The following is an 18,817-nucleotide window of genomic DNA, read 5'->3' on the forward strand; positions in this document are numbered from 1 at the left end:
AGTTATGCTTAAATTATTATTCGGTCGTAAAACTTGTTCCACACCCACAGCTTGCAGTAACATTTGGGTTATTAAACACGATTGACTTGTTTAAACCTTCTTGCTTTAAGTCAATTTCACTACCAACAATCATTTTAAGCGCTTGCTCTGAAACAAAGATTTTAACACCATCAAAATTGTGTTCGCTATCTGTTTTTTCGGATTGTTCACCATAGTCAATAACATAAGAATAGCCAGCACAACCACTTGTTTTAACAGAAATACGGATAGATTGAATTTCTTGATTTTTTAGTTTTTTCTTAAAAAATTCAATTGCCGTATCGGTGACACGGATAGGTTGTTGCGAGATTGGGTTGAATACTTCAATACTCATAATTTGCCCCAGTAATTTGTAATATGTGATTATAATAAATAAGGATTAAATTAGGTTTATTATATATAAATTAACCTAAAAATGTTTTTGCTTTTTCTAGCGCGTCAAATAGTCGGTCAATATCTTGTTTGGTATTATAAAAAGACAAAGATGCACGTAATGTGCCAGCGGGTAGCTTTAATTTGTTCATAATTGGCATGGCGCAATGGTGTCCTGTTCGAATAGCAATACCTTGCTGATCTAACAACATAGAAACATCATGACAATGGATACCTTTCAGCGTAAAGCTTAGTACGCCAGCACGTTTATTATTAACGCCGATAGGGGTGAGTCCCTCAAAGGCTGTTGCTCTTTGGGATAAATGATTAGAAAGTGCTTCTTCATGCTCATAACGTGCGTTTGGATACTTATCATCAATGGCATTTAAGTAGTCTATTGCCGCTTTTAAACCAATAACATCCGCAATGTTAGGTGTGCCAGCTTCAAACTTAAATGGTAATACATTAAAGCTTGTTTGCTCAATGCTCACTTCTTTAATCATCTCACCGCCCATCTGGTAAACGTCCATTTGCTCAAGCAATTCACGCTTGCCGTACAACACACCAACGCCCGTGGGGGCAAATAATTTGTGCCCAGAAAAGGCAAAAAAATCACAACCTAAATTCTGTACATCAACGTTTAAATGCGATATAGCTTGGGCGCCATCAATTAATACTTTTGCACCTACTGCATGCGCCATTTTAATAATTTTTTCGACAGGCTGAATGGTACCCAAACTGTTGGCAACATTAGTTACAGCTACCATGATGACATGCTCATCCAGCTGACGCTCGTATTCTTGCATGTCAATCATGCCATCTGCTGTTGCTGGTATGACAATAAAATCAAGCCCTAACTTGAGACATTGTTGTTGCCATGGCACAAAGTTAGCGTGGTGCTCTAGCTCTGATACGATTACTTTACCACCTTTTTTTGCAATGGTAGGTAAAAAACTATTTGCCACCATGTTAATGCTTTCGGTTGTGCCTTTTGTCCATATAATTTCGGCATCATAATTAGCATTAATAAATTTTTGAACCGTTTGACGACTCTCTTCAAAATGGCGGGTAGCACGGTCAGCAAGTGTATGCGCACCACGGTGTACATTTGAGTTGTCATATGTATAGTAATGCACCAATGCATCAATAACTGCCTGTGGTTTTTGCGTAGTGGCAGCATTATCCAAATAAACAAGTGGTTGTCCATTTACTTCTTGGTGAAGAATGGGAAAATCTTGGCGGATTTTATTAACGTCAAAGGTACTCATTTATAGGTTCTCTTTTAAAGCTTTACTAGTTTTATTAAGCGATAAACAAAATATTAACAGGTTATCCAAAACGCTTAAATAAAATAGGGCGCAAGTATTCAGCAATTTCTTGATGCACAAGCTCTTCTAACAATTCATCAAAAAAAGCATAGCTTAACATCATTTCTGCCTCTTGTTTGGCAATACCACGTGCTCTTAAATAATTTAAAGACCGATTATTTAGTCGGCTTACTGTTGCACCATGCGCACACACGACATCATCGGCATAAATTTCTAACTCTGGTTTGGTGTGTAAAATGGCATCATCAGATAGAAGCAAGTTTTTATTGCTTAGCTCGGCAAGCGTCTTTTGTGCATCTGGCGAGATATGAATACGCCCATTAAAGGTTGCTTCGGCATTGCCGTTTACCAGCCCTCTAAAGTTTTCATTTGTTTTACCATTTGGTAGAGGATGATTAACTGTCGTGTGGTAATCGACTTGCTGCTGGTTATTTGCAACGTACAATCCATCAATGTTTGCTTGGGCATGTTCACCAAGATGATTAACTTCAATATCAACTTTGTTTAATGTACTGCCGGTTGCCGTATTAAATGAATCGAGCTGACAATTTGATTGCAGGTTATAGCAAGTACTGGCAAAATGTAACGCATTATTATTTGGTAGTGTTAAGTCATAGTAAGTGCAACTTGCATTTTTGCCAATATTAATGATGTTATGCTGAGTTGATAAAACGTTACATCTGCTATCATCATCGTTTTCGCTTAAACAGCGATTTACTACCGATGCTTTGCACCCATCCGCAATATCAATTAATACCTGAGAATTAACAATGGTATCGTTTTTACGGCTAGAGTTAATATGAATGATTTCAATAATACTGTTAGGGCTTGATTGATTAGCTTCTATCAAAATGGCATTATTATTTACCCCGGTAAAACAGGCATTAGCAACAATAAATGGGTTGTTTTCAACACGATGGCTAGAAAGCATATCAACAATCTTAGCTTGCTGTGTACTATTAGCTTTGTTAAAGGTAACAATTTGATGATTACCAAGCGCACTTAACGATTCAGAAAATACACCATCTACAAAAACAACTTGTTCTCGTACTTGCGTGCTCAGCAAACTATCATTTTTTAACAAGTTGATAGCAAACTGCTCATTTGTCGCATTCTCTGCCAGATTAAATTGCTTATCTAAAAAAGCATCCATGCGGTTATATTTAAAGTGCTCAACACCTGCATGAGGAAATACAGACTGCTGTAACGCATCAATGTGAGTTTGGCGGTATTCACTCAGCCAATCTGTTTTATTTAAGCCTGTTGCGAGTGCCACAAGTTGGGGTATGACAGTGTTATTTGTTTTTGTGTTCATTGTTTATCTTATTCGTTGATACTTTTATTTTAAGCGTTATGACCGACTTATATCACTCATATTATAAATAAATCAAAATAAAGCGACAAAAATTAGCGGTTTTCAATGACCCAATCATAGCCATGGTTTTCTAGGTCTAAAGCCAGCGATTTATCACCTGATTTTACAATTTTTCCATCACTTAAAATGTGTACATAATCTGGCACGATATAATCAAGCAATCGTTGGTAATGCGTGACCACAATAAATGAGCGTTCTGGCGTTCTTAAACTATTAACACCTTCTGCAACCGCTTGCAGTGCGTCAATATCTAATCCAGAATCTGTTTCATCTAGGATACATAATTTAGGTTCTAGTAGCATCATTTGCAAAATTTCATTGCGTTTTTTCTCGCCACCGCTAAAACCTTCATTCACACCACGTTTTAAGAAATCTTCTTTCATACCAATTTCTTTACACTTAGCACGGGTAAGTTTTAACATCTCGATTTGTGACAGTTCTGGCTCACCATGGTAGCGACGCATGCTATTGTATGAAGCACGTAAAAACTCAAGATTACTGATACCGGGGATTTCAGCTGGGTATTGAAATGCTAAAAACAGTCCCTCACAGGCACGTTCTTCAGGTTCTAGCTCAAACAAATCTATTCCATTTAACGTGGCAGAGCCTTGCTCTACTTCATAGCCTTCACGACCTGTTAATATGTTGCCCAAGGTGCTTTTACCAGCCCCATTTGGTCCCATAATAGCGTGAACCTCACCAGGTTTGATAGAAAGGTTAAGACCTTTTAAAATTGTTTTATCTTCAACATTTGCGATTAAATCTTTTACTTCTAACATATTGCTTGCTCAATAAAAATTTAAATAATAATGGGGTAGTGGGGATTAACCTACAGACCCTTCCAAACTGGCTTCTAATAACTCTGCCGCCTCGACAGAAAACTCATGTGGCAATTGCTGGAATACTTCTTTACAGAATCCATTGACAATCATAGATACCGCTTTTTCTGGCTCAATCCCACGTTGTAAGCATAAAAACAGTTGGTCATCACTAACTTTAGAGGTGGTTGCCTCATGCTCTACAGTTGCCGAGCTATTATAGCTATCTATATATGGGAAGGTATGGGCACCACATTTATCTCCAATCAACAACGAATCACATTGTGTAAAGTTACGTGCATGCTTGGCATTTTTAGTCATTTTGACTAAACCACGATAAGTGTTTTGACTTTGTGCGGTAGAAATACCTTTTGACACAATCAGTGAGCTAGAGTTTTTGCCGATATGGATCATCTTAGTGCCGGTATCTGCTTGCTGTTTGTGCTTTGTTAATGCCACAGAATAAAACTCACCAACACTGTTTTCACCCATTAACACACAGCTTGGATACTTCCAAGTAATGGCAGAACCGGTTTCTACCTGCGCCCAGCTAATTTTGGCATTGTTAAACGCCATACCGCGTTTAGTTACAAAGTTGTAAATACCACCATCGCCATTTTCATCACCTGGGTACCAGTTTTGTACGGTAGAGTATTTAATCTCAGCATTATCTAACGCCACAATCTCAACGACAGCGGCATGCAATTGGTTTTCTTTACGGATGGGGGCAGTACAGCCTTCTAAGTAACTTACGCTACTGCCTTCATCGGCAATAACCAAAGTTCGCTCAAATTGCCCAGTACCATGGTGATTGATACGGAAATAAGTTGATAAATCCATTGGGCATTTAACGCCTTTAGGAATATAAACAAAAGTGCCTGCTGCAAATACGGCACTGTTTAAGGCAGAAAAAAAGTTATCGTCTACTGCCACAACAGACCCAAGATATTTTTTGATGATATCGGCATGGGTATGTACAGCCTCACTAAAAGGCTTAAAAATAATACCTAACTCTTCTAATTGTTGACGATAAGTTGTAATCACAGATGCCGAGTCAAATACCGCATCAACTGCAACTTTAGCATTTTTGATGTCATCTTCTTCATCAATCTTTACGCCCAAACGCTTATAAGTATCACGGATTTCTTCAGACAACTCGTCAGACTTTTCTACATGTTTTTCGGCATCTTTAGGGATCGAATAATAAGAAATAGCATCATAATCAGGCTTATCATAATTTAAATGAGCCCAATCTGGTTCATCCATTTCTAGCCATGCACGATAGGCAGATAAACGCCAATCTGTCATCCATTCAGGCTCGCCTTTTTGCTCAGAAATAAAACGCACTTTATCCTCATCCAGCCCTGGAGAAAGGGTAGTTGAGTCTACATCAGTAAAAAAGCCTTCATGATACTGTTGATGTTTATTCAAATGCGCATGAATGGTTTTATTAGTTTGTTGTTCCTGATGCGTATCAGAGCAAGATTTTTCGCCACAACTACCACACTCAGGTTGTTGAGCAGAAACGATTTCTTCATATGCCATGATTATTACCTAATTGCCTAGTCTAACATCAATAAAAACTGTTGATATTATTTGGGTTAAAATAAAACTTAACTGTTTTGTTGTTGTCTTTGTTGTTGCCATAAAGGTGATAGTTCTCTTAATGTATTGATTGCATCGTGTATTTGCATAAGTGCATCATCAATATTTTGTTCGGTTGTTAACCTGCCAAAGCTAAATCTAATAGAGCTATTGGCAAGCTGTTCATCACAACCAATTGCCGTTAATACAAAAGAAGGTTTAACACTTGCCGAGTTACAAGCAGAACCTGATGAAACCGCAAGACCACTTAACGACATCATTAATGATTGACCTTCTACAAAGTCAAAACCAATATTAATGATATTTGCGACACCATTTTCTATATCACCATTTAAATGAATACCTTTAATATCTTGTAAACCAGACCAAAACTTATCTCTTAGTTGTTTGATGTGTTTTTGGTCTTTATCAAAGTCTTGTTTTAAAATATCAAAAGCAGTACCCATTCCAACAATTTGATGTGTTGCTAACGTGCCTGAGCGCATGCCAAATTCGTGCCCACCACCATGTTGTTGCGCCGTTAATTTAATTCTTGGTTTATCATCAACAATACGTACATATAAAGCACCAATACCTTTAGGACCGTATGCTTTATGCCCTGACATACTCATTAAGTCAACATTTAGTTTTTGCATGTCTACTGGTAGCTTACCAATACCTTGAGCGGCATCCACATGAAAAAACACGCCAGCTTTTTTAGCTATTTTTCCAATGGCATCGATATCGGTAATTGTACCAATCTCATTATTTACCATCATTAGGCTGATTAACACCGTATCATCACGTAAAGCTTCTAACACTTGTTCTGGTAAAATTAGCCCAGTGCCTTGTTGAGGTTTTAAATAAGTTACCTCAAAGCCTTGTTGTTCTAGATAGTGGCAACTATCTAATACCGCTTTATGCTCAATTTGGCTTGTAATGATGTGTTTGCCAAGGTCTTGGTATGCCTCGGCTATACCCTTAATTGCTAAATTATCAGACTCGGTTGCGCCAGAGGTAAAGATAATTTCTCTGGGGTCAGCATTTATTGTTTCTGCAATTTGTATTCTTGCCGTTTCAACCGCTTCTTCTGCTTGCCAACCAAACCCATGTGAGCGAGATGCTGGGTTTCCAAACACCCCATCAATGGTTAAGCAATTAATCATTTTATCTGCAACTCTTTTATCTACAGGAGTAGTGGCGGCATAGTCAAGATAAATCAAACCGCCATTCCTCAAAGTTGTCATACAGGTTGTGCCTCATTTTTAGTTAGTAATTCTACTGTATTAATTTGGCGTTCATTAACAGCATGCACGCTGTCCATATCTAATAATTGTGCCAAAGTAATTTTTGTTAAATAAGCTTCAATATGATTAGATAAGTCATACCAAAGATCGTGTGTTAAGCAAACAGCACCGCCATGGCAGTTGCCTTTGCCTTCGCATTTAGTTGCATTAATAGACTCATCTACCGCTGTAATAATGCTCATTACATCCACTTCATTTAGTGGTTTGGCGATTTTATAACCACCAGCTGCACCACGGGTACTGCTAACAATGCCTTTTTTACGTAATTTAGAAAACAACTGCTCTAAATAAGAAATAGAAATAGACTGTCTTGTTGCAATGTCTGACAATGAAATTGCACTGTCATGTTGGCTTTGTTGTAATGCCAAATCTAATAAGGCTGTAACTGCATATCTTCCACGAGTTGTTAAACGCATTGATAACTCCAGTTTAGTATCATAATTAAAAGGCAATTACCTTTCGTATTTTTCATGAATTATACTAATCCTGACTAAAACAGTCAAGTTTTAAAAACATGGAGAAATCAGTTATCAATCCTTATTTAAAATTTGTATTGTTACACAAAAAGCTTTAAATAATTTGGCTAATAAGCCATAACAACGCATTTAAAATTGCAATGCCTAAAATCATGCAAATAAAAAGCTGTCGTGTAAAATGATACAACGCCAAAACCATAAATAACGTCATGACTTGCGCAACAAAAAGCTGAGTATTTGTATCTTTTAAATCAAATAAACTGGTGGCTGTATCAAAACTTGGATAAGTTAAACTGACCAAAATTAAAAGTACCATAACAGCCAAGGGCAGGTTTTCATTTAATTGATGCAACCAAGGTTTATCTAATATTTTTTTGGGAATCAGCACAGGTACTGCACGAGTCACAAAAGTAACACCAGCCATTACTAAAGCTGCCAAAATAAGGTAGCTGCTACTCATCGCTGGCTCCTTTAAATTTTGCAACTACCAAAATAATGATAGTGCTAAGCCCAATAGATGTTAGCAATAGCCAATCTGATGCAAACGGTAATGCTACTATAATGCTGGCAAAGGCAACAAAAATAGGGAAGAAGCTGTTAACCGCTTTAAATTGTTCATAGGCTAAAATCACAAACAAACAAATAAGGGCAAAATCAAGGTGGGGTATCATATCGCCCAAAATATTGCCTAATAACCCACCAATAATCGTTGCCAATACCCACCAAGACTGATTAAAGAGACTGACAGGCAGCATAACTGCTTGACGCTCATTTTTAGGTAGGCTAGTCAAAACAGAAAAAGTCTCATCCGTTAATGCAAATAGGCAATAGGTGCGTGCTAATATATTTGTTGGTAGTTGTTGCAATAGTGGCAAACCATAAAATACATGACGTAAATTAATTGCAGCAATGTTAGTACCTAATTGAGACAGAGGGATTCCAGAAGCGAGCATCGGAATACAAGCGTATTGAGCCGCCCCGGCAAACAAAACGACACTCAGCATTATCGATGCCCATAATGGAATGCCGGCCACTTGAGCAAGTACGCCAAAAGCAATGCCAGCTGGCAAATAGCCCATGGCAACTGGCAAACTATAAGAGAACCCTTTTTTCCAATCTGTTTGATGTATTTCTGATTTTTGCATTTATTGTTATTTACTAAAAAGTCATTAAATCAAGCAGCAGATTTTAACATTTTTTTGTATAAAAATATTGATAAAATCATCAATCTTAACAATAAAATTAGCCAAACACTTTGCCAAATTCCTTGGGCTCCAAATATATGATATAACAGATAGCTAGTGGGGAAGAACATTAAGGCGACCAATGTTGCTGTTTTTCTTATTTCTTTACCGGCGGTTAGCCCAAATAATACGCCATCTAACCAATAGGCACCCACACCAATAACTGGGATAAAAATAGCGTACCATTTATATTGAACTGCCATAATTTTTATATCATTTATGTTAGTCATTAAGCTTATAAACTGCGGGTAAAACAACCACCATAAGAAAGATAGAAAAATCGCTAAGAGATAGCTAATAATGCCGGTTTTTTTCAAAACTTGTAAAAAGTAAAAACGATTTTTACTTGCATAGCTTTGACCAGATAAAGTTTCAGTTGCCACGGCAATGCCATCTAAAGCAAAAGCAGAAATATATAAAACTTGTAAAAAACAAGCATGTGTTGCCAATACAAGATCACCACTTTGTGCAGCCAGTTTTGTTATCCAAGCAAAGCTTAGCGTTAACAGTAGGGTGCGAATAAAAATATCTTTATTAAGAGAAAGTAGGCTAGCCAATGCATTAATATTAGGCTGCTGCCAATTAATTTTAAATATATCGGTTAATTTAACCTTTAAGTGTCTTACAACAAAAATAAATGCCAATAAAACAGATAACCAATAAGCGATGACCGTACCTAAGGCAACTCCTTTAATACCTAGGTTAAGTATAAAAACAAAAACCATGGTTAATATAATATTACTGACGGCGATAAAACTTTGCAGATAAAGCATTATTTTGGTTTTGCCCATACCTGCAAACCACCCTAAGAATGCATAATTAAATAGTTCGGCAATAAAACCAAAAAACCTAATTTCAAGATATTGTTTTGCTACCAACCCATTACTTTGATTTGCAGAAAGTATCTTTAAAGCAAAAGGTATTAACCATTGACGCAGTAATAAAAGAAAAAATCCGATGATTAAAGCAAGTAACAGCGCACGCTGTAATATTGCCAAAAGTTTTGTGTTCGCACCTTTGTTGTCTTGACCGTACTGACCAACGGCTTGGGCGGATAAACCAGAAGAGGCGTATTGTAAAAAATTAAAGCTAACCAGTAATAAAGCAATAACTTGCATAGATAACCCAAGACCAGCCAGTTTAAATGGGTCATTAAAATGCCCCACAATTGCTGTATCAATAAGGTTTTGTATTGGCATAGCAAGGTTTGCAAAAACAACGGGTATTGCAATGCTAATAATACGTTTATAGCTAATATTCATAATTTTATAATTATTTTACAATTGTAAGTAAAGCAAAAAAATAAACAGTTTATAAAATAAAGCACCTACACAGAGTACTGATAGGTGCTTTAACAACTTTTAAGAGTTAGGTTTTAGTTTAGTCTAATGCTTTTGGGTCATTAAAACTCACCACTTCTTCAGCAAATTCTGGTTTAACTTTAACAACAAAGTCATCACGAGTTAAGCCCATCATCAATGGGATGGCACTGGCGATATAAACAGATGAATACGTACCAGCAACCATACCAATAAACAAAGCAACTGAGAACCAGAATAGGCCATCACCACCTAAAAACATCATCGCCCAAATAACCAATAGTACCGTCATACTTGTCATAAAAGTACGACGCAAAGTTTCGGTCAGTGAAACATTGATAACTTGGCGTGGACCAACACCGCGTATACGACGAAAGTTTTCTCTAATTCGATCATAAACAACAATGGTATCGTTAAGAGAGTAACCAATTAAGGCAAGCACAGCAGCCAATACCGTTAAATCAAACGGCCAGCCGAATAAGGCAAACACACCAATGGTAATAATTGCATCATGGAAAAGTGCTAAAACCGCACCAACCGATAGCTTAAATTGGAAACGAACAGCAACATACACCAGCATACAAGCCAGAGCTAAACCAATTGCCATTAATGAGTTTAAGTATACCTCGCTACCAACTTGGCTACCAATAATGTTAATGCTTTCGATATCGGCATTATTACCATTAATATCAAGGGCGTTATTTAAACGTTCTGTCAGACCTTCTGCATCAACATCTTGCGGAGGCAAACGCACTAACAGCTCTTGACGTGTACCTAAATACTGCACAACTGAATCATCAAAACCGTTATCTGCTAGTGCTTGCACCACCACCGTTTGCTCAACAGGGTTTTCATACCTAACATCGGCAGAAACACCACCTGTAAAATCTAAGCCAAGATTTAAACCTTTAAATAAAATAGCGCCCAAAGCAATGAGTACCAGCAACCCAGATATGATTACCATAGGTTTTTCAATTTTCATAAAATCGATGATACGTTTATCACCAATAGCTTTAACGCCACCTTCAGCAATCGCGGCTTCATCCGCCTGTTCTAACAATGCCTCATCCACTTGTGTGGTATTGGTAGCCGACTTGTTTTGAGAAACAACTTGGTTGGCTTGTACATTGCTACCTTTACCGTTACGGCGTGGTTTATTGCGATTACGATGGGTTTTTTGCTCGTTATTAACCGTGGTTGAAGTAGGAGCATTACCTGAATTTTTGTTTTCTTCTGTCATGATTTTCTCCTATTAACCGATACTTAAACGTTTAATATTTTTACGTTTACCGTAAAAAATTTGTACCAAAGCACGTGTTACCAAAATAGCGGTAAACAAGGAGCTAATGATACCGATAGCAAGCGTAACGGCAAACCCTTTAATGGGACCAGAACCAATCGCAAATAAGATAAATGCAACCAATAGTGTGGTAATGTTAGCATCAAAGATACTACTAAACGCTCGATCAAAACCTGCCACAATAGCCGATTTTGCTTTTGCACCACTGGCTAGTTCTTCACGTATCCGCTCAAAAATCAGCACGTTTGCATCCACCGCCATACCAATGGTTAATACAACACCTGCAATACCTGGCAAGGTGAGGGCAGAACCTAACATAGACATAATTGCAACAATGATGATGACGTTAATTGCTAATGCGATATTGGCGATAACACCAAACATACGATAAAAGATAATCATAAATATGAATACAGCCAAATACCCAATTTGAGTTGAGAATAAACCTTTATCAATATTTTCTTGCCCAAGTGACGGACCAATGGTGCGTTCTTCTACAAAGTACATAGGTGCTGCTAAAGCACCAGAGCGTAATAAAAGCGCCAATTCAGAAGCTTCTTCTGCACTGTCTAACCCTGTAATACGAAATGATGAGCCCAGTACAGCCTGAATAGTTGCACGGTTGATGATTTTAGTTTCGGCATACGGTGTGCGTACTTCTTTAACTTCTCCAGTTGCTGGATCAGTTTCATAAGAAATCTTTTGTTTATTTTCAATAAACAATACTGCCATTTGCTTACCAACAGAAGCACTGGTTGCATTTTGCATCAGCTTACCACCTGCGGTATCCAAGGTGATGTTAACTTCTGATTGTCCGCTTTCTTGGTCAATACCTGTTTGGGCATTTTGTACTTTATCACCCGTTACAATCGCTTGGCGGTTTAGTAAAACTAAAGGACCATCTAGTGTTTCAAATGGATAAGCTTCTGTGCCTGCCGGTGGAATGCCTCCAGCAAAACCATCTGCATTATCGGCAACCATTCTAAACTCAAGGTTGGCAGTACGCCCAATAACTCGTTTTGCTTGCGCCGTATCTTGTACACCAGGCAGTTCAATCACAATACGGTTTTCACCCTGTGATTGCACTAACGCTTCAGCAACACCAAGCTCTGCAATACGGTTACGCATGGTGGTTAAGTTTTGACCAACGGCATATTCATTGATTTCATTAAGTGCGAAATCATTATAGTCCATTTTTAAAGCAGCGCCTTGTTCATCTATAATCGATTGCAAGGTAAATTTGTTACCCATGCTAGACTGCAGTACATTTTTTGCAGTATCACGCGTTGCTGTATCTGTAAAATGGAGCAACAAACCACGTGCTTCTTGTTTTAAACCGTTGACACTAATGCTTTCGTTACGTAAATTTTGGCGGGCTTCACGAGCAGCGGTTTCTAGCCTTCCTTCCAAGGCCTTATCCATATCTACTTCTAAAACAAAGCGTACACCACCACGTAAATCCAGCCCCAGCTTCATCGGTTTAGCACCAATTTTTGCTAGCCATGACGGCGTTGTTTGGGCAAGGTTTAAAGCAACAACATAGTTGTCTCCGAGTTTTTTGCGTAAAACTTCCTGTGCTTTAAGCTGTTCTTCAGAAGAGTCTAAACGGAGGAGGGCACTGTTATTTTCTAAGCTAGAATCATGGTACTCTATCCCTGCCGACTCAAGCAAAGATTGAGACTGCTCTAATACACTTTGAGATAATTCTGTACCTGCTGAACTGCTGGTAATTTGTACGGCTGGTTCATCAGGGTACAAATTGGGTAGGGCGTATAGTCCTGAAATAGCTAAGACAATAGCGATGACAAAGTATTTCCAATTGGCGTAATGCATAATAGTTTCTTAATATAACGGAGAATGAGAGCATACCAACTGCATTAATAACAATTAAATATCCTCTCAGTTTTTAACTTCCCATTTTTTAATATCCAACCTAGGTTTGATAAATTACAGGCTGTCTAATGTACCATTAGGTAAAACAGAAATAACAGATGCTTTTTGTATCTTAATTTCATTGGTTGGGTTTAAGCTAACCACGGCGTATTCGCCTTCTACTGATTTAATTTTACCCATTAAACCACCTGCAAAAACCACTTCGCTACCTGCTGCTAGGCTTTCTGTCATTGCTTTATGTTCTTTTGCACGTTTTTGTTGAGGACGAATTAAGAAAAAGTAAAATACAACCAACATTAAAATCATTGGTAAAAAAGAGATTGCTTGACCCATTGGGGTAGTAGCGGCATCTGCTGCATGGGCAGCTTGGATAAATAACATCATAATCTAAAAACTCTATAAAAATTAACATTAAAAAGTGTTTGGGTATCTTTTATATGGATACACAATTAAAAAATTAAACAAGCATACTACCAAAAAAAGTAGCATTTAGTAACAGTTAATCACACAATGAGTCCATTATATTATAAATTGCTTATTAATTCTCTTGTAAGTAACCGGTATTATGATTTATGATGAGCTAATTATTTACTCTTATATATTTAAACACTAACCTCATAACCTGTTTATAACATTTCAAAATTTTTTATTCAAAGAATCATCCAATTAACAAAAATGAAAACAAAACCCTTCCACTTTATTTTTCTTTCTTTATTTTTTGTACCAGTAACCGCATTTGCAAGTGCGACAGAAGCCACAACCATTAATGTGGTTTTGCTTGTCATTTTTGTTTTAATGGCGGTTGGCGTTTCTTTTGCCTGTTCATTAGCTGAATCTACTTTACTTAGTATGACACCCTCATACATTGCAGACATTAAAGAGACTGATCCTAAAAAGTCTGAAATGCTAAAAACACTCAAGCAAGATAAAGTTGATCAGTCGTTAGCCGCTATTTTAACGCTTAACACGATTGCCAATACCATGGGGTCTATTGGTGCAGGAGCGCAAGCTACTATTGTATTTGGTAGTGCTTGGTTTGGTGTTTTTTCAGCCGTAATGACATTGGCTATTTTAACACTTTCTGAAATTATCCCTAAAACGCTGGGCACAGTTTACTGGCGACAATTAAGTAGCTTTGTTGGCTATTTTGTAAGGGCCATTATCATTGTATTGTTCCCTATCATTTGGTTATCAGAACGTTTAACCAAGTTGCTGGTTAAAGATAAAGAGCTAGACGAGTTTAGCCGTACAGAGTTTGCCGCTTTAGCAAGTGTGGGAGAAGAGTCGGGTCATATTGATCCATTAGAATCTCGTATTATTCGTAACTTATTGGCATTTGGCGCATTAAAAGTTGAAGACATCATGACGCCACGCTCGGTTATTTTAGCGTTTGAACAAACTGAAACTGTAGCAGAAGTTTTTGCTAATCGTCCTAAGCTTAGTTTTTCTCGACTCCCAATTTATGATCAAGAGTTAGATAGTGTGACTGGGTTTGTGTTAAAAACAGACTTGTTGCTTGCCAAAGCAAATGGTCATTTAAACCAGCCGTTATCACAATATTCTCGTGATATGAATTTTGTTTTTAATAAAATGCGTTTGTTTGACCTGCTTGATTTAATGCTAAAAGACAGAATCCATATTAGTTTGGTTGTTGGAGAATATGGTGAAGTAAAAGGATTGGTGACATTAGAAGATGTTTTAGAAACTTTATTAGGTTTAGAAATTGTTGATGAGATTGATAGAGTAGAAGACATGCAAGAGCTTGCAAAACAGCTAATGGAAAAACGGGTAGAGCGCTTAGGCATGCAAGTACAAGATGCAGAAGAGGATGAAGAGCATAAAAATTAAGTATCGGTTAACTTTTTTAAGGCACCTGATAAAAACCAATACAAGCTTTATACACGCCTGTGACATTTTTTTGATATAGTATGATTAACCAAATAATACTTTATTACGATTTCTTGCCAAATGGCGTTGTGAATAGACAACAAGGATTAAGGTAAAATGAAAAAGTTAACACACACTGCAAAAAAAATGTTGAGTAGTGGCTTTCTTGCTGGTGCATTAAAAGTAACAACCACGGTGTTACTTGCAGGTACTGCTATTACCTATGTATCAACTGCGCAAGCCGCAATCGATAAAAACCAAGTTAACCAATATGCGCAAAATATGCGCCAAGCTGCAAATAGCCAAAATATTGGTAGAATCGCAGATTTGGTATCTGATGATGCCATTATTTCTTTATCTGGCAATGGCGAAAGAACAAGCTTAGATAAAAATGGATATTTAAAACTGTTGCAGCGTAGTTGGAATAAAACCAGTAATTACAAATATAGCATACAGATTTCTAATATTGTTATCATTGATGATGACAAAGCCTCTGCCAAAGTTACTACTAAAGAAAGTTACTTAAAAAATGGTAAGCCTTTTCAATTTGTAACAAAATCAGATGCAAAATTTTCATTAAGTAATAACAACGTTGTTTTGTTGAGGTCAGTTGCACAAGTGACTAGCAAACAATGATTATTTGATTTCAATTAAATAAAGGGGTATAAATAACTTAAAACTTGTTTATATCCCTTATTAATTATTATGCGGACATGACACCCATATAATTTTAGTTTTTAAATTTGTAGGATTTACCCTATTTATGATTCAACATTGCTCTCAATACAAAAATAACGACAAAAAAATTGCTTCACAGCTTGTTTTGTTAACGGTATCAGTTTCGGCAATTATGTTGTCGTCTTGTAGTAGTACAGGCAGTAAAAAGCCCTATAGCAATACAAATAGTGTCGTAAATACTAATTATGAGCAAACAGACTATTCTGGCTCTTTGCTTGACGTTGCTAGTATTAATGAGCTTGCTGATTTGCTTGAAGCAAAAAACATGGATATGGTAGAAAATAATCAGGCAGATATCATGCGTATGGGTAACCTGTGGGATAGGTTACGTTCTGGTTTTCGTTTAGACCATAGCCAATATAACGCCCGCATTGAAGCACAAAAAAATTGGTTTATTACCAGACAACAGTATCTTGATAGATTAACTGCTCGAGCAAGCCGTTATTTATATCACACCGTTAGAGAAGCTGAAAGACGTCATATGCCAACAGAATTGGCGCTTCTACCCGTAATTGAAAGTTCTTATGACCCAAGTGCAACCAGTAATGCTTCAGCAGCAGGTTTATGGCAGTTTATACCCAGTACAGGCAAAATGTATGGACTCAGCGTTACCCAAGACTATGATGGCAGACGTGATGTTATTGAATCAACTGGTGCCGCTTATGAGTTTTTAACAGCCTTGTACAACCGTTTTGGAAGTTGGGAGCTGGCATTAGCAGCCTATAACTGTGGTCCAGGGTGTGTACAACGTGCCATTAATCGTAATGAGTCTCGTGGTTTACCCACTGATTTTTGGTCATTAAAGCTACCCAAAGAAACTATGAATTATGTCCCTCGTTTTTGGGCAGTCAGTGATATTGTTTCTAATCCAACCAATCATGGTGTTTATTTACCAGCAATTGCTAACCAACAACATTTTAGAACGGTACCAGTAGCAACCGGCGTAAGTTTATATCAAGTCTCAAAAACTATTGGTATCAGTAGTGATGAACTTCAAAATTTAAACCCTGGTCTTACCTTTGGGCAAATTGTTAGTCATGCGCCTCAGCGTATTGTGATACCAAACTCGGTAAGCGTTAATGTTGATAAAAAACTCAGTGCATTGGGCTCGGGTGCGATTATCAAAAATGAATACCCTAAAGAGACTTATACCGCTTTAAATACGACCTTTCAAAACATATCAAAAAATAATAACATCCAATACAATAGCAAACCTTATGATAAGTCTCGTTTGCCAACAAATGGCAATGAACTTGCCAACTACGCACAAGGCGCATTAATTCATAACTCTGCCAATAATATTGTAGTAAATAATAATACCAACCAATATCCAACAGCCGTAAGTAGTGAGCCTCCGTTAACTGCTGCTGAAATATCTCGTATTAATAAAGAGGTTATCAGTGCAAAAGCCAACACATCTAGCAACACAACTCTAGAAGCTAACAACATACAAAGTAGCCAAAAAACAGTGAGTGTTGCTAAATCATTAGATAAAAAAGAAGAAATTATCGCCTCTAATAAGGTAACAAGCGAATCAGTTAAACAAGAAGTCATTGAAAAAAGTGTATTACCAGTCAGTAAAGCACCAAAAGACATTAAACTTGATGAAATTAAAACTCAGCAAGATGTACTTGAAGAAAAAGGCGAAGAAAAGAAACTGAGCTTTGCCACTAAAGATAATAAGTTAGCAAAAGACACTAAGCCGAAAGGCAAGCGTTCAACCTATACCGTAAAACGTGGTGATACATTGCTAAACATTGCAAATCGAGCTGGAGTAAATTGGCGTGATATCGCTAAGTGGAATCAAATGAGTCCTAATGCCACTTTATTGGCTGGTTCTACTTTATATTTATATAATGCAAAACCAATAAAACCTTTAGTCGCAACAAAAACTAATGACAAGGCTAGCCAAACTAATAAGCAACCACAAACTTATGTTGTAAAACCAGGCGATACGCTTATTGGCACCGCTAATGAGTTAGGGCTGCGTCCTAGCCAACTTGCCAAATACAACAATATGTCTGTAACAGATGACTTACGTATTGGTCAAAAGCTTTGGTTGGTTGATAATCGGGCTAATACAACCGTTAGCAAAAATGTTTCTTCATCAAACAACACAACGGCTCAAAAAACTATTAAAACACAAAATTATCAGGTTAAATCTGGTGATGGTCTCATTGCTTTATCACGCCGTTTTAATACGCCAGTTAAAACACTTGCTGAGCTCAATGGCATTAAAATCACGGATGATTTGTATGTTGGACAAACCATTAAGTTACCCAAAAATGCAAAAGACTCATTGGCAAGTAAACCAGCCGAAAAAGCTAGCAAAACTGCAACCAATAAAAAACCAGCAGCCAAAGTTGATGTTGTTTACTATCAGGTTAAAACAGGGGATACACTCACGGGTATTGCGGATAAACTTAATACAAAAAGCTCAGTTATTGCGGATTTAAATAACTTTACCACTAATTACCATGTCCAATTAGGGCAGAAGATTAAAGTACCTGCAAACAGCTTGCCTTTAGAGCCCTCAAACAAAGCATCAATTAGCAAATATAAAGTTAAAGCAGGGGATACTTTATTAGGTGTTGCTAATAGACTGCGGATAAAACCTTCTTTACTGGCAACAGCTAATAACTTATCCATCACCAGTGATTTAAAAATTGGACAAGTATTAACCATACCAACGACAGGTAATACAGGCTCAAATGGTCAGCGAAACGAGTCTAAATCAAATACTAAGCAAAAAGTGACCGATAATGCCAGCTCTAAGCAAGTTGGTTCTAGTACCGTCATTGCTACAACTTATCAAGTTAAATCTGGTGATAGTCTTACTAATTTAGCAAAACGATTTAATATGAGTGTTGCCACTTTGGCGAAAGCAAATAACTTGAGCATTCAATCTCAGGTACAAATTGGTCAAAAGCTTAAGATTCCTGCAACATCAATTAAATACACTGTAAAAAGTGGAGACACTTTAATTGGTTTGGCAAAAAAACAAGGGGTTTCTACTAAGCAACTGGCTCAATTGAATGATATACCAGAAAATACAGAGTTAAAAATTGGTCAACGTATTAAGTTGCCTCTTAAATAACAACACAACTATTCAGTTGATATTTCAAAAAAGCGACATA

16 protein-coding genes are annotated in these 18,817 nt (G+C 37.2%); 3 read left to right on the top strand and 13 right to left on the bottom strand.

The window, feature by feature from the left end; all coding sequences use genetic code 11:
• Nucleotides 1-16 precede the first annotated feature (16 nt).
• The 13 genes from VH441_RS02340 to yajC all read right to left on the bottom strand — a co-directional run bounded on the left by VH441_RS02340 (nucleotide 17) and on the right by yajC (nucleotide 13,439).
• Entirely contained in the window at nucleotides 17-373 is a 357-nt protein-coding gene (locus VH441_RS02340) for a HesB/IscA family protein (protein WP_434353883.1), read from the bottom strand.
• A gap of 70 nt (nucleotides 374-443) precedes the next feature.
• Entirely contained in the window at nucleotides 444-1,679 is a 1,236-nt protein-coding gene (locus tag VH441_RS02345) for an aminotransferase class V-fold PLP-dependent enzyme (RefSeq protein WP_434353884.1), read from the bottom strand.
• Between the two features lie 61 nt (nucleotides 1,680-1,740).
• Complete coding sequence (gene sufD / locus VH441_RS02350; RefSeq protein ID WP_434353885.1) at nucleotides 1,741-3,054, bottom strand: Fe-S cluster assembly protein SufD; 1,314 nt, start codon at nucleotides 3,052-3,054, stop codon at nucleotides 1,741-1,743.
• Between the two features lie 92 nt (nucleotides 3,055-3,146).
• Nucleotides 3,147-3,893 carry a Fe-S cluster assembly ATPase SufC gene (sufC, locus tag VH441_RS02355; protein WP_434353886.1) on the bottom strand — a complete coding sequence of 249 codons (747 nt, stop codon included), beginning with the start codon at nucleotides 3,891-3,893 and terminating at the stop codon, nucleotides 3,147-3,149.
• Nucleotides 3,894-3,938: 45 nt separating this feature from the next.
• A complete protein-coding gene (gene sufB, locus VH441_RS02360) occupies nucleotides 3,939-5,477 on the bottom strand; it encodes a Fe-S cluster assembly protein SufB (protein WP_434353887.1) in 1,539 nt (512 codons plus the stop codon).
• 68 nt (nucleotides 5,478-5,545) lie between these two features.
• Nucleotides 5,546-6,763 carry an IscS subfamily cysteine desulfurase gene (locus VH441_RS02365; RefSeq protein ID WP_434353888.1) on the bottom strand — a complete coding sequence of 406 codons (1,218 nt, stop codon included), beginning with the start codon at nucleotides 6,761-6,763 and terminating at the stop codon, nucleotides 5,546-5,548.
• Nucleotides 6,760-7,239: an Rrf2 family transcriptional regulator gene (locus VH441_RS02370; RefSeq protein WP_434353889.1), complete on the bottom strand. Its 480-nt coding sequence runs from the start codon at nucleotides 7,237-7,239 to the stop codon at nucleotides 6,760-6,762. The genes VH441_RS02365 and VH441_RS02370 overlap by 4 nt, the downstream gene beginning before the upstream one ends.
• A 154-nt stretch (nucleotides 7,240-7,393) precedes the next feature.
• The gene (locus VH441_RS02375) at nucleotides 7,394-7,759 is read right to left on the bottom strand and encodes an AzlD domain-containing protein (protein ID WP_434353890.1); all 366 of its coding nucleotides are present in this window, start codon (nucleotides 7,757-7,759) and stop codon (nucleotides 7,394-7,396) included.
• Nucleotides 7,752-8,444 carry an AzlC family ABC transporter permease gene (locus VH441_RS02380; RefSeq protein ID WP_434353891.1) on the bottom strand — a complete coding sequence of 231 codons (693 nt, stop codon included), beginning with the start codon at nucleotides 8,442-8,444 and terminating at the stop codon, nucleotides 7,752-7,754. Before VH441_RS02380 ends, VH441_RS02375 begins: the two co-directional genes overlap by 8 nt.
• A gap of 29 nt (nucleotides 8,445-8,473) precedes the next feature.
• Nucleotides 8,474-9,805 carry an MATE family efflux transporter gene (locus VH441_RS02385; protein ID WP_434353892.1) on the bottom strand — a complete coding sequence of 444 codons (1,332 nt, stop codon included), beginning with the start codon at nucleotides 9,803-9,805 and terminating at the stop codon, nucleotides 8,474-8,476.
• Nucleotides 9,806-9,923: 118 nt separating this feature from the next.
• Entirely contained in the window at nucleotides 9,924-11,102 is a 1,179-nt protein-coding gene (gene secF / locus VH441_RS02390; protein ID WP_434353893.1) for a protein translocase subunit SecF, read from the bottom strand.
• A gap of 12 nt (nucleotides 11,103-11,114) precedes the next feature.
• Nucleotides 11,115-12,995: a protein translocase subunit SecD gene (gene secD / locus VH441_RS02395; RefSeq protein WP_434353894.1), complete on the bottom strand. Its 1,881-nt coding sequence runs from the start codon at nucleotides 12,993-12,995 to the stop codon at nucleotides 11,115-11,117.
• 114 nt (nucleotides 12,996-13,109) lie between these two features.
• A complete protein-coding gene (gene yajC, locus VH441_RS02400) occupies nucleotides 13,110-13,439 on the bottom strand; it encodes a preprotein translocase subunit YajC (RefSeq protein ID WP_434353895.1) in 330 nt (109 codons plus the stop codon).
• A gap of 465 nt (nucleotides 13,440-13,904) precedes the next feature.
• Between yajC and VH441_RS02405 the strand changes: the two genes are divergently transcribed.
• The 3 genes from VH441_RS02405 to VH441_RS02415 all read left to right on the top strand — a co-directional run bounded on the left by VH441_RS02405 (nucleotide 13,905) and on the right by VH441_RS02415 (nucleotide 18,777).
• The gene (locus VH441_RS02405) at nucleotides 13,905-14,903 is read left to right on the top strand and encodes a CNNM domain-containing protein (protein ID WP_434354342.1); all 999 of its coding nucleotides are present in this window, start codon (nucleotides 13,905-13,907) and stop codon (nucleotides 14,901-14,903) included.
• Between the two features lie 156 nt (nucleotides 14,904-15,059).
• Nucleotides 15,060-15,578: a hypothetical protein gene (locus VH441_RS02410; RefSeq protein WP_434353896.1), complete on the top strand. Its 519-nt coding sequence runs from the start codon at nucleotides 15,060-15,062 to the stop codon at nucleotides 15,576-15,578.
• A gap of 127 nt (nucleotides 15,579-15,705) precedes the next feature.
• The gene (locus VH441_RS02415) at nucleotides 15,706-18,777 is read left to right on the top strand and encodes a LysM peptidoglycan-binding domain-containing protein (RefSeq protein WP_434353897.1); all 3,072 of its coding nucleotides are present in this window, start codon (nucleotides 15,706-15,708) and stop codon (nucleotides 18,775-18,777) included.
• The last annotated feature ends 40 nt before the right edge of the window (nucleotides 18,778-18,817 follow it).

Origin of the sequence: Psychrobacter sp. HD31 (assembly GCF_051097895.1) — a bacterium.
Classification (GTDB): domain Bacteria; phylum Pseudomonadota; class Gammaproteobacteria; order Pseudomonadales; family Moraxellaceae; genus Psychrobacter.

What these genes read in the sequence shown, in the direction of transcription:
- VH441_RS02340 (WP_434353883.1), bottom strand. Translation starts at nt 373, where the DNA reads ATGAGTATTGAAGTATTCAACCCAATCTCGCAACAACCTATCCGTGTC.
- VH441_RS02345 (WP_434353884.1), bottom strand. Translation starts at nt 1,679, where the DNA reads ATGAGTACCTTTGACGTTAATAAAATCCGCCAAGATTTTCCCATTCTT.
- sufD (WP_434353885.1), bottom strand. Translation starts at nt 3,054, where the DNA reads ATGAACACAAAAACAAATAACACTGTCATACCCCAACTTGTGGCACTC.
- sufC (WP_434353886.1), bottom strand. Translation starts at nt 3,893, where the DNA reads ATGTTAGAAGTAAAAGATTTAATCGCAAATGTTGAAGATAAAACAATT.
- sufB (WP_434353887.1), bottom strand. Translation starts at nt 5,477, where the DNA reads ATGGCATATGAAGAAATCGTTTCTGCTCAACAACCTGAGTGTGGTAGT.
- VH441_RS02365 (WP_434353888.1), bottom strand. Translation starts at nt 6,763, where the DNA reads ATGACAACTTTGAGGAATGGCGGTTTGATTTATCTTGACTATGCCGCC.
- VH441_RS02370 (WP_434353889.1), bottom strand. Translation starts at nt 7,239, where the DNA reads ATGCGTTTAACAACTCGTGGAAGATATGCAGTTACAGCCTTATTAGAT.
- VH441_RS02375 (WP_434353890.1), bottom strand. Translation starts at nt 7,759, where the DNA reads ATGAGTAGCAGCTACCTTATTTTGGCAGCTTTAGTAATGGCTGGTGTT.
- VH441_RS02380 (WP_434353891.1), bottom strand. Translation starts at nt 8,444, where the DNA reads ATGCAAAAATCAGAAATACATCAAACAGATTGGAAAAAAGGGTTCTCT.
- VH441_RS02385 (WP_434353892.1), bottom strand. Translation starts at nt 9,805, where the DNA reads ATGAATATTAGCTATAAACGTATTATTAGCATTGCAATACCCGTTGTT.
- secF (WP_434353893.1), bottom strand. Translation starts at nt 11,102, where the DNA reads ATGACAGAAGAAAACAAAAATTCAGGTAATGCTCCTACTTCAACCACG.
- secD (WP_434353894.1), bottom strand. Translation starts at nt 12,995, where the DNA reads ATGCATTACGCCAATTGGAAATACTTTGTCATCGCTATTGTCTTAGCT.
- yajC (WP_434353895.1), bottom strand. Translation starts at nt 13,439, where the DNA reads ATGATGTTATTTATCCAAGCTGCCCATGCAGCAGATGCCGCTACTACC.
- VH441_RS02405 (WP_434354342.1), top strand. Translation starts at nt 13,905, where the DNA reads ATGACACCCTCATACATTGCAGACATTAAAGAGACTGATCCTAAAAAG.
- VH441_RS02410 (WP_434353896.1), top strand. Translation starts at nt 15,060, where the DNA reads ATGAAAAAGTTAACACACACTGCAAAAAAAATGTTGAGTAGTGGCTTT.
- VH441_RS02415 (WP_434353897.1), top strand. Translation starts at nt 15,706, where the DNA reads ATGATTCAACATTGCTCTCAATACAAAAATAACGACAAAAAAATTGCT.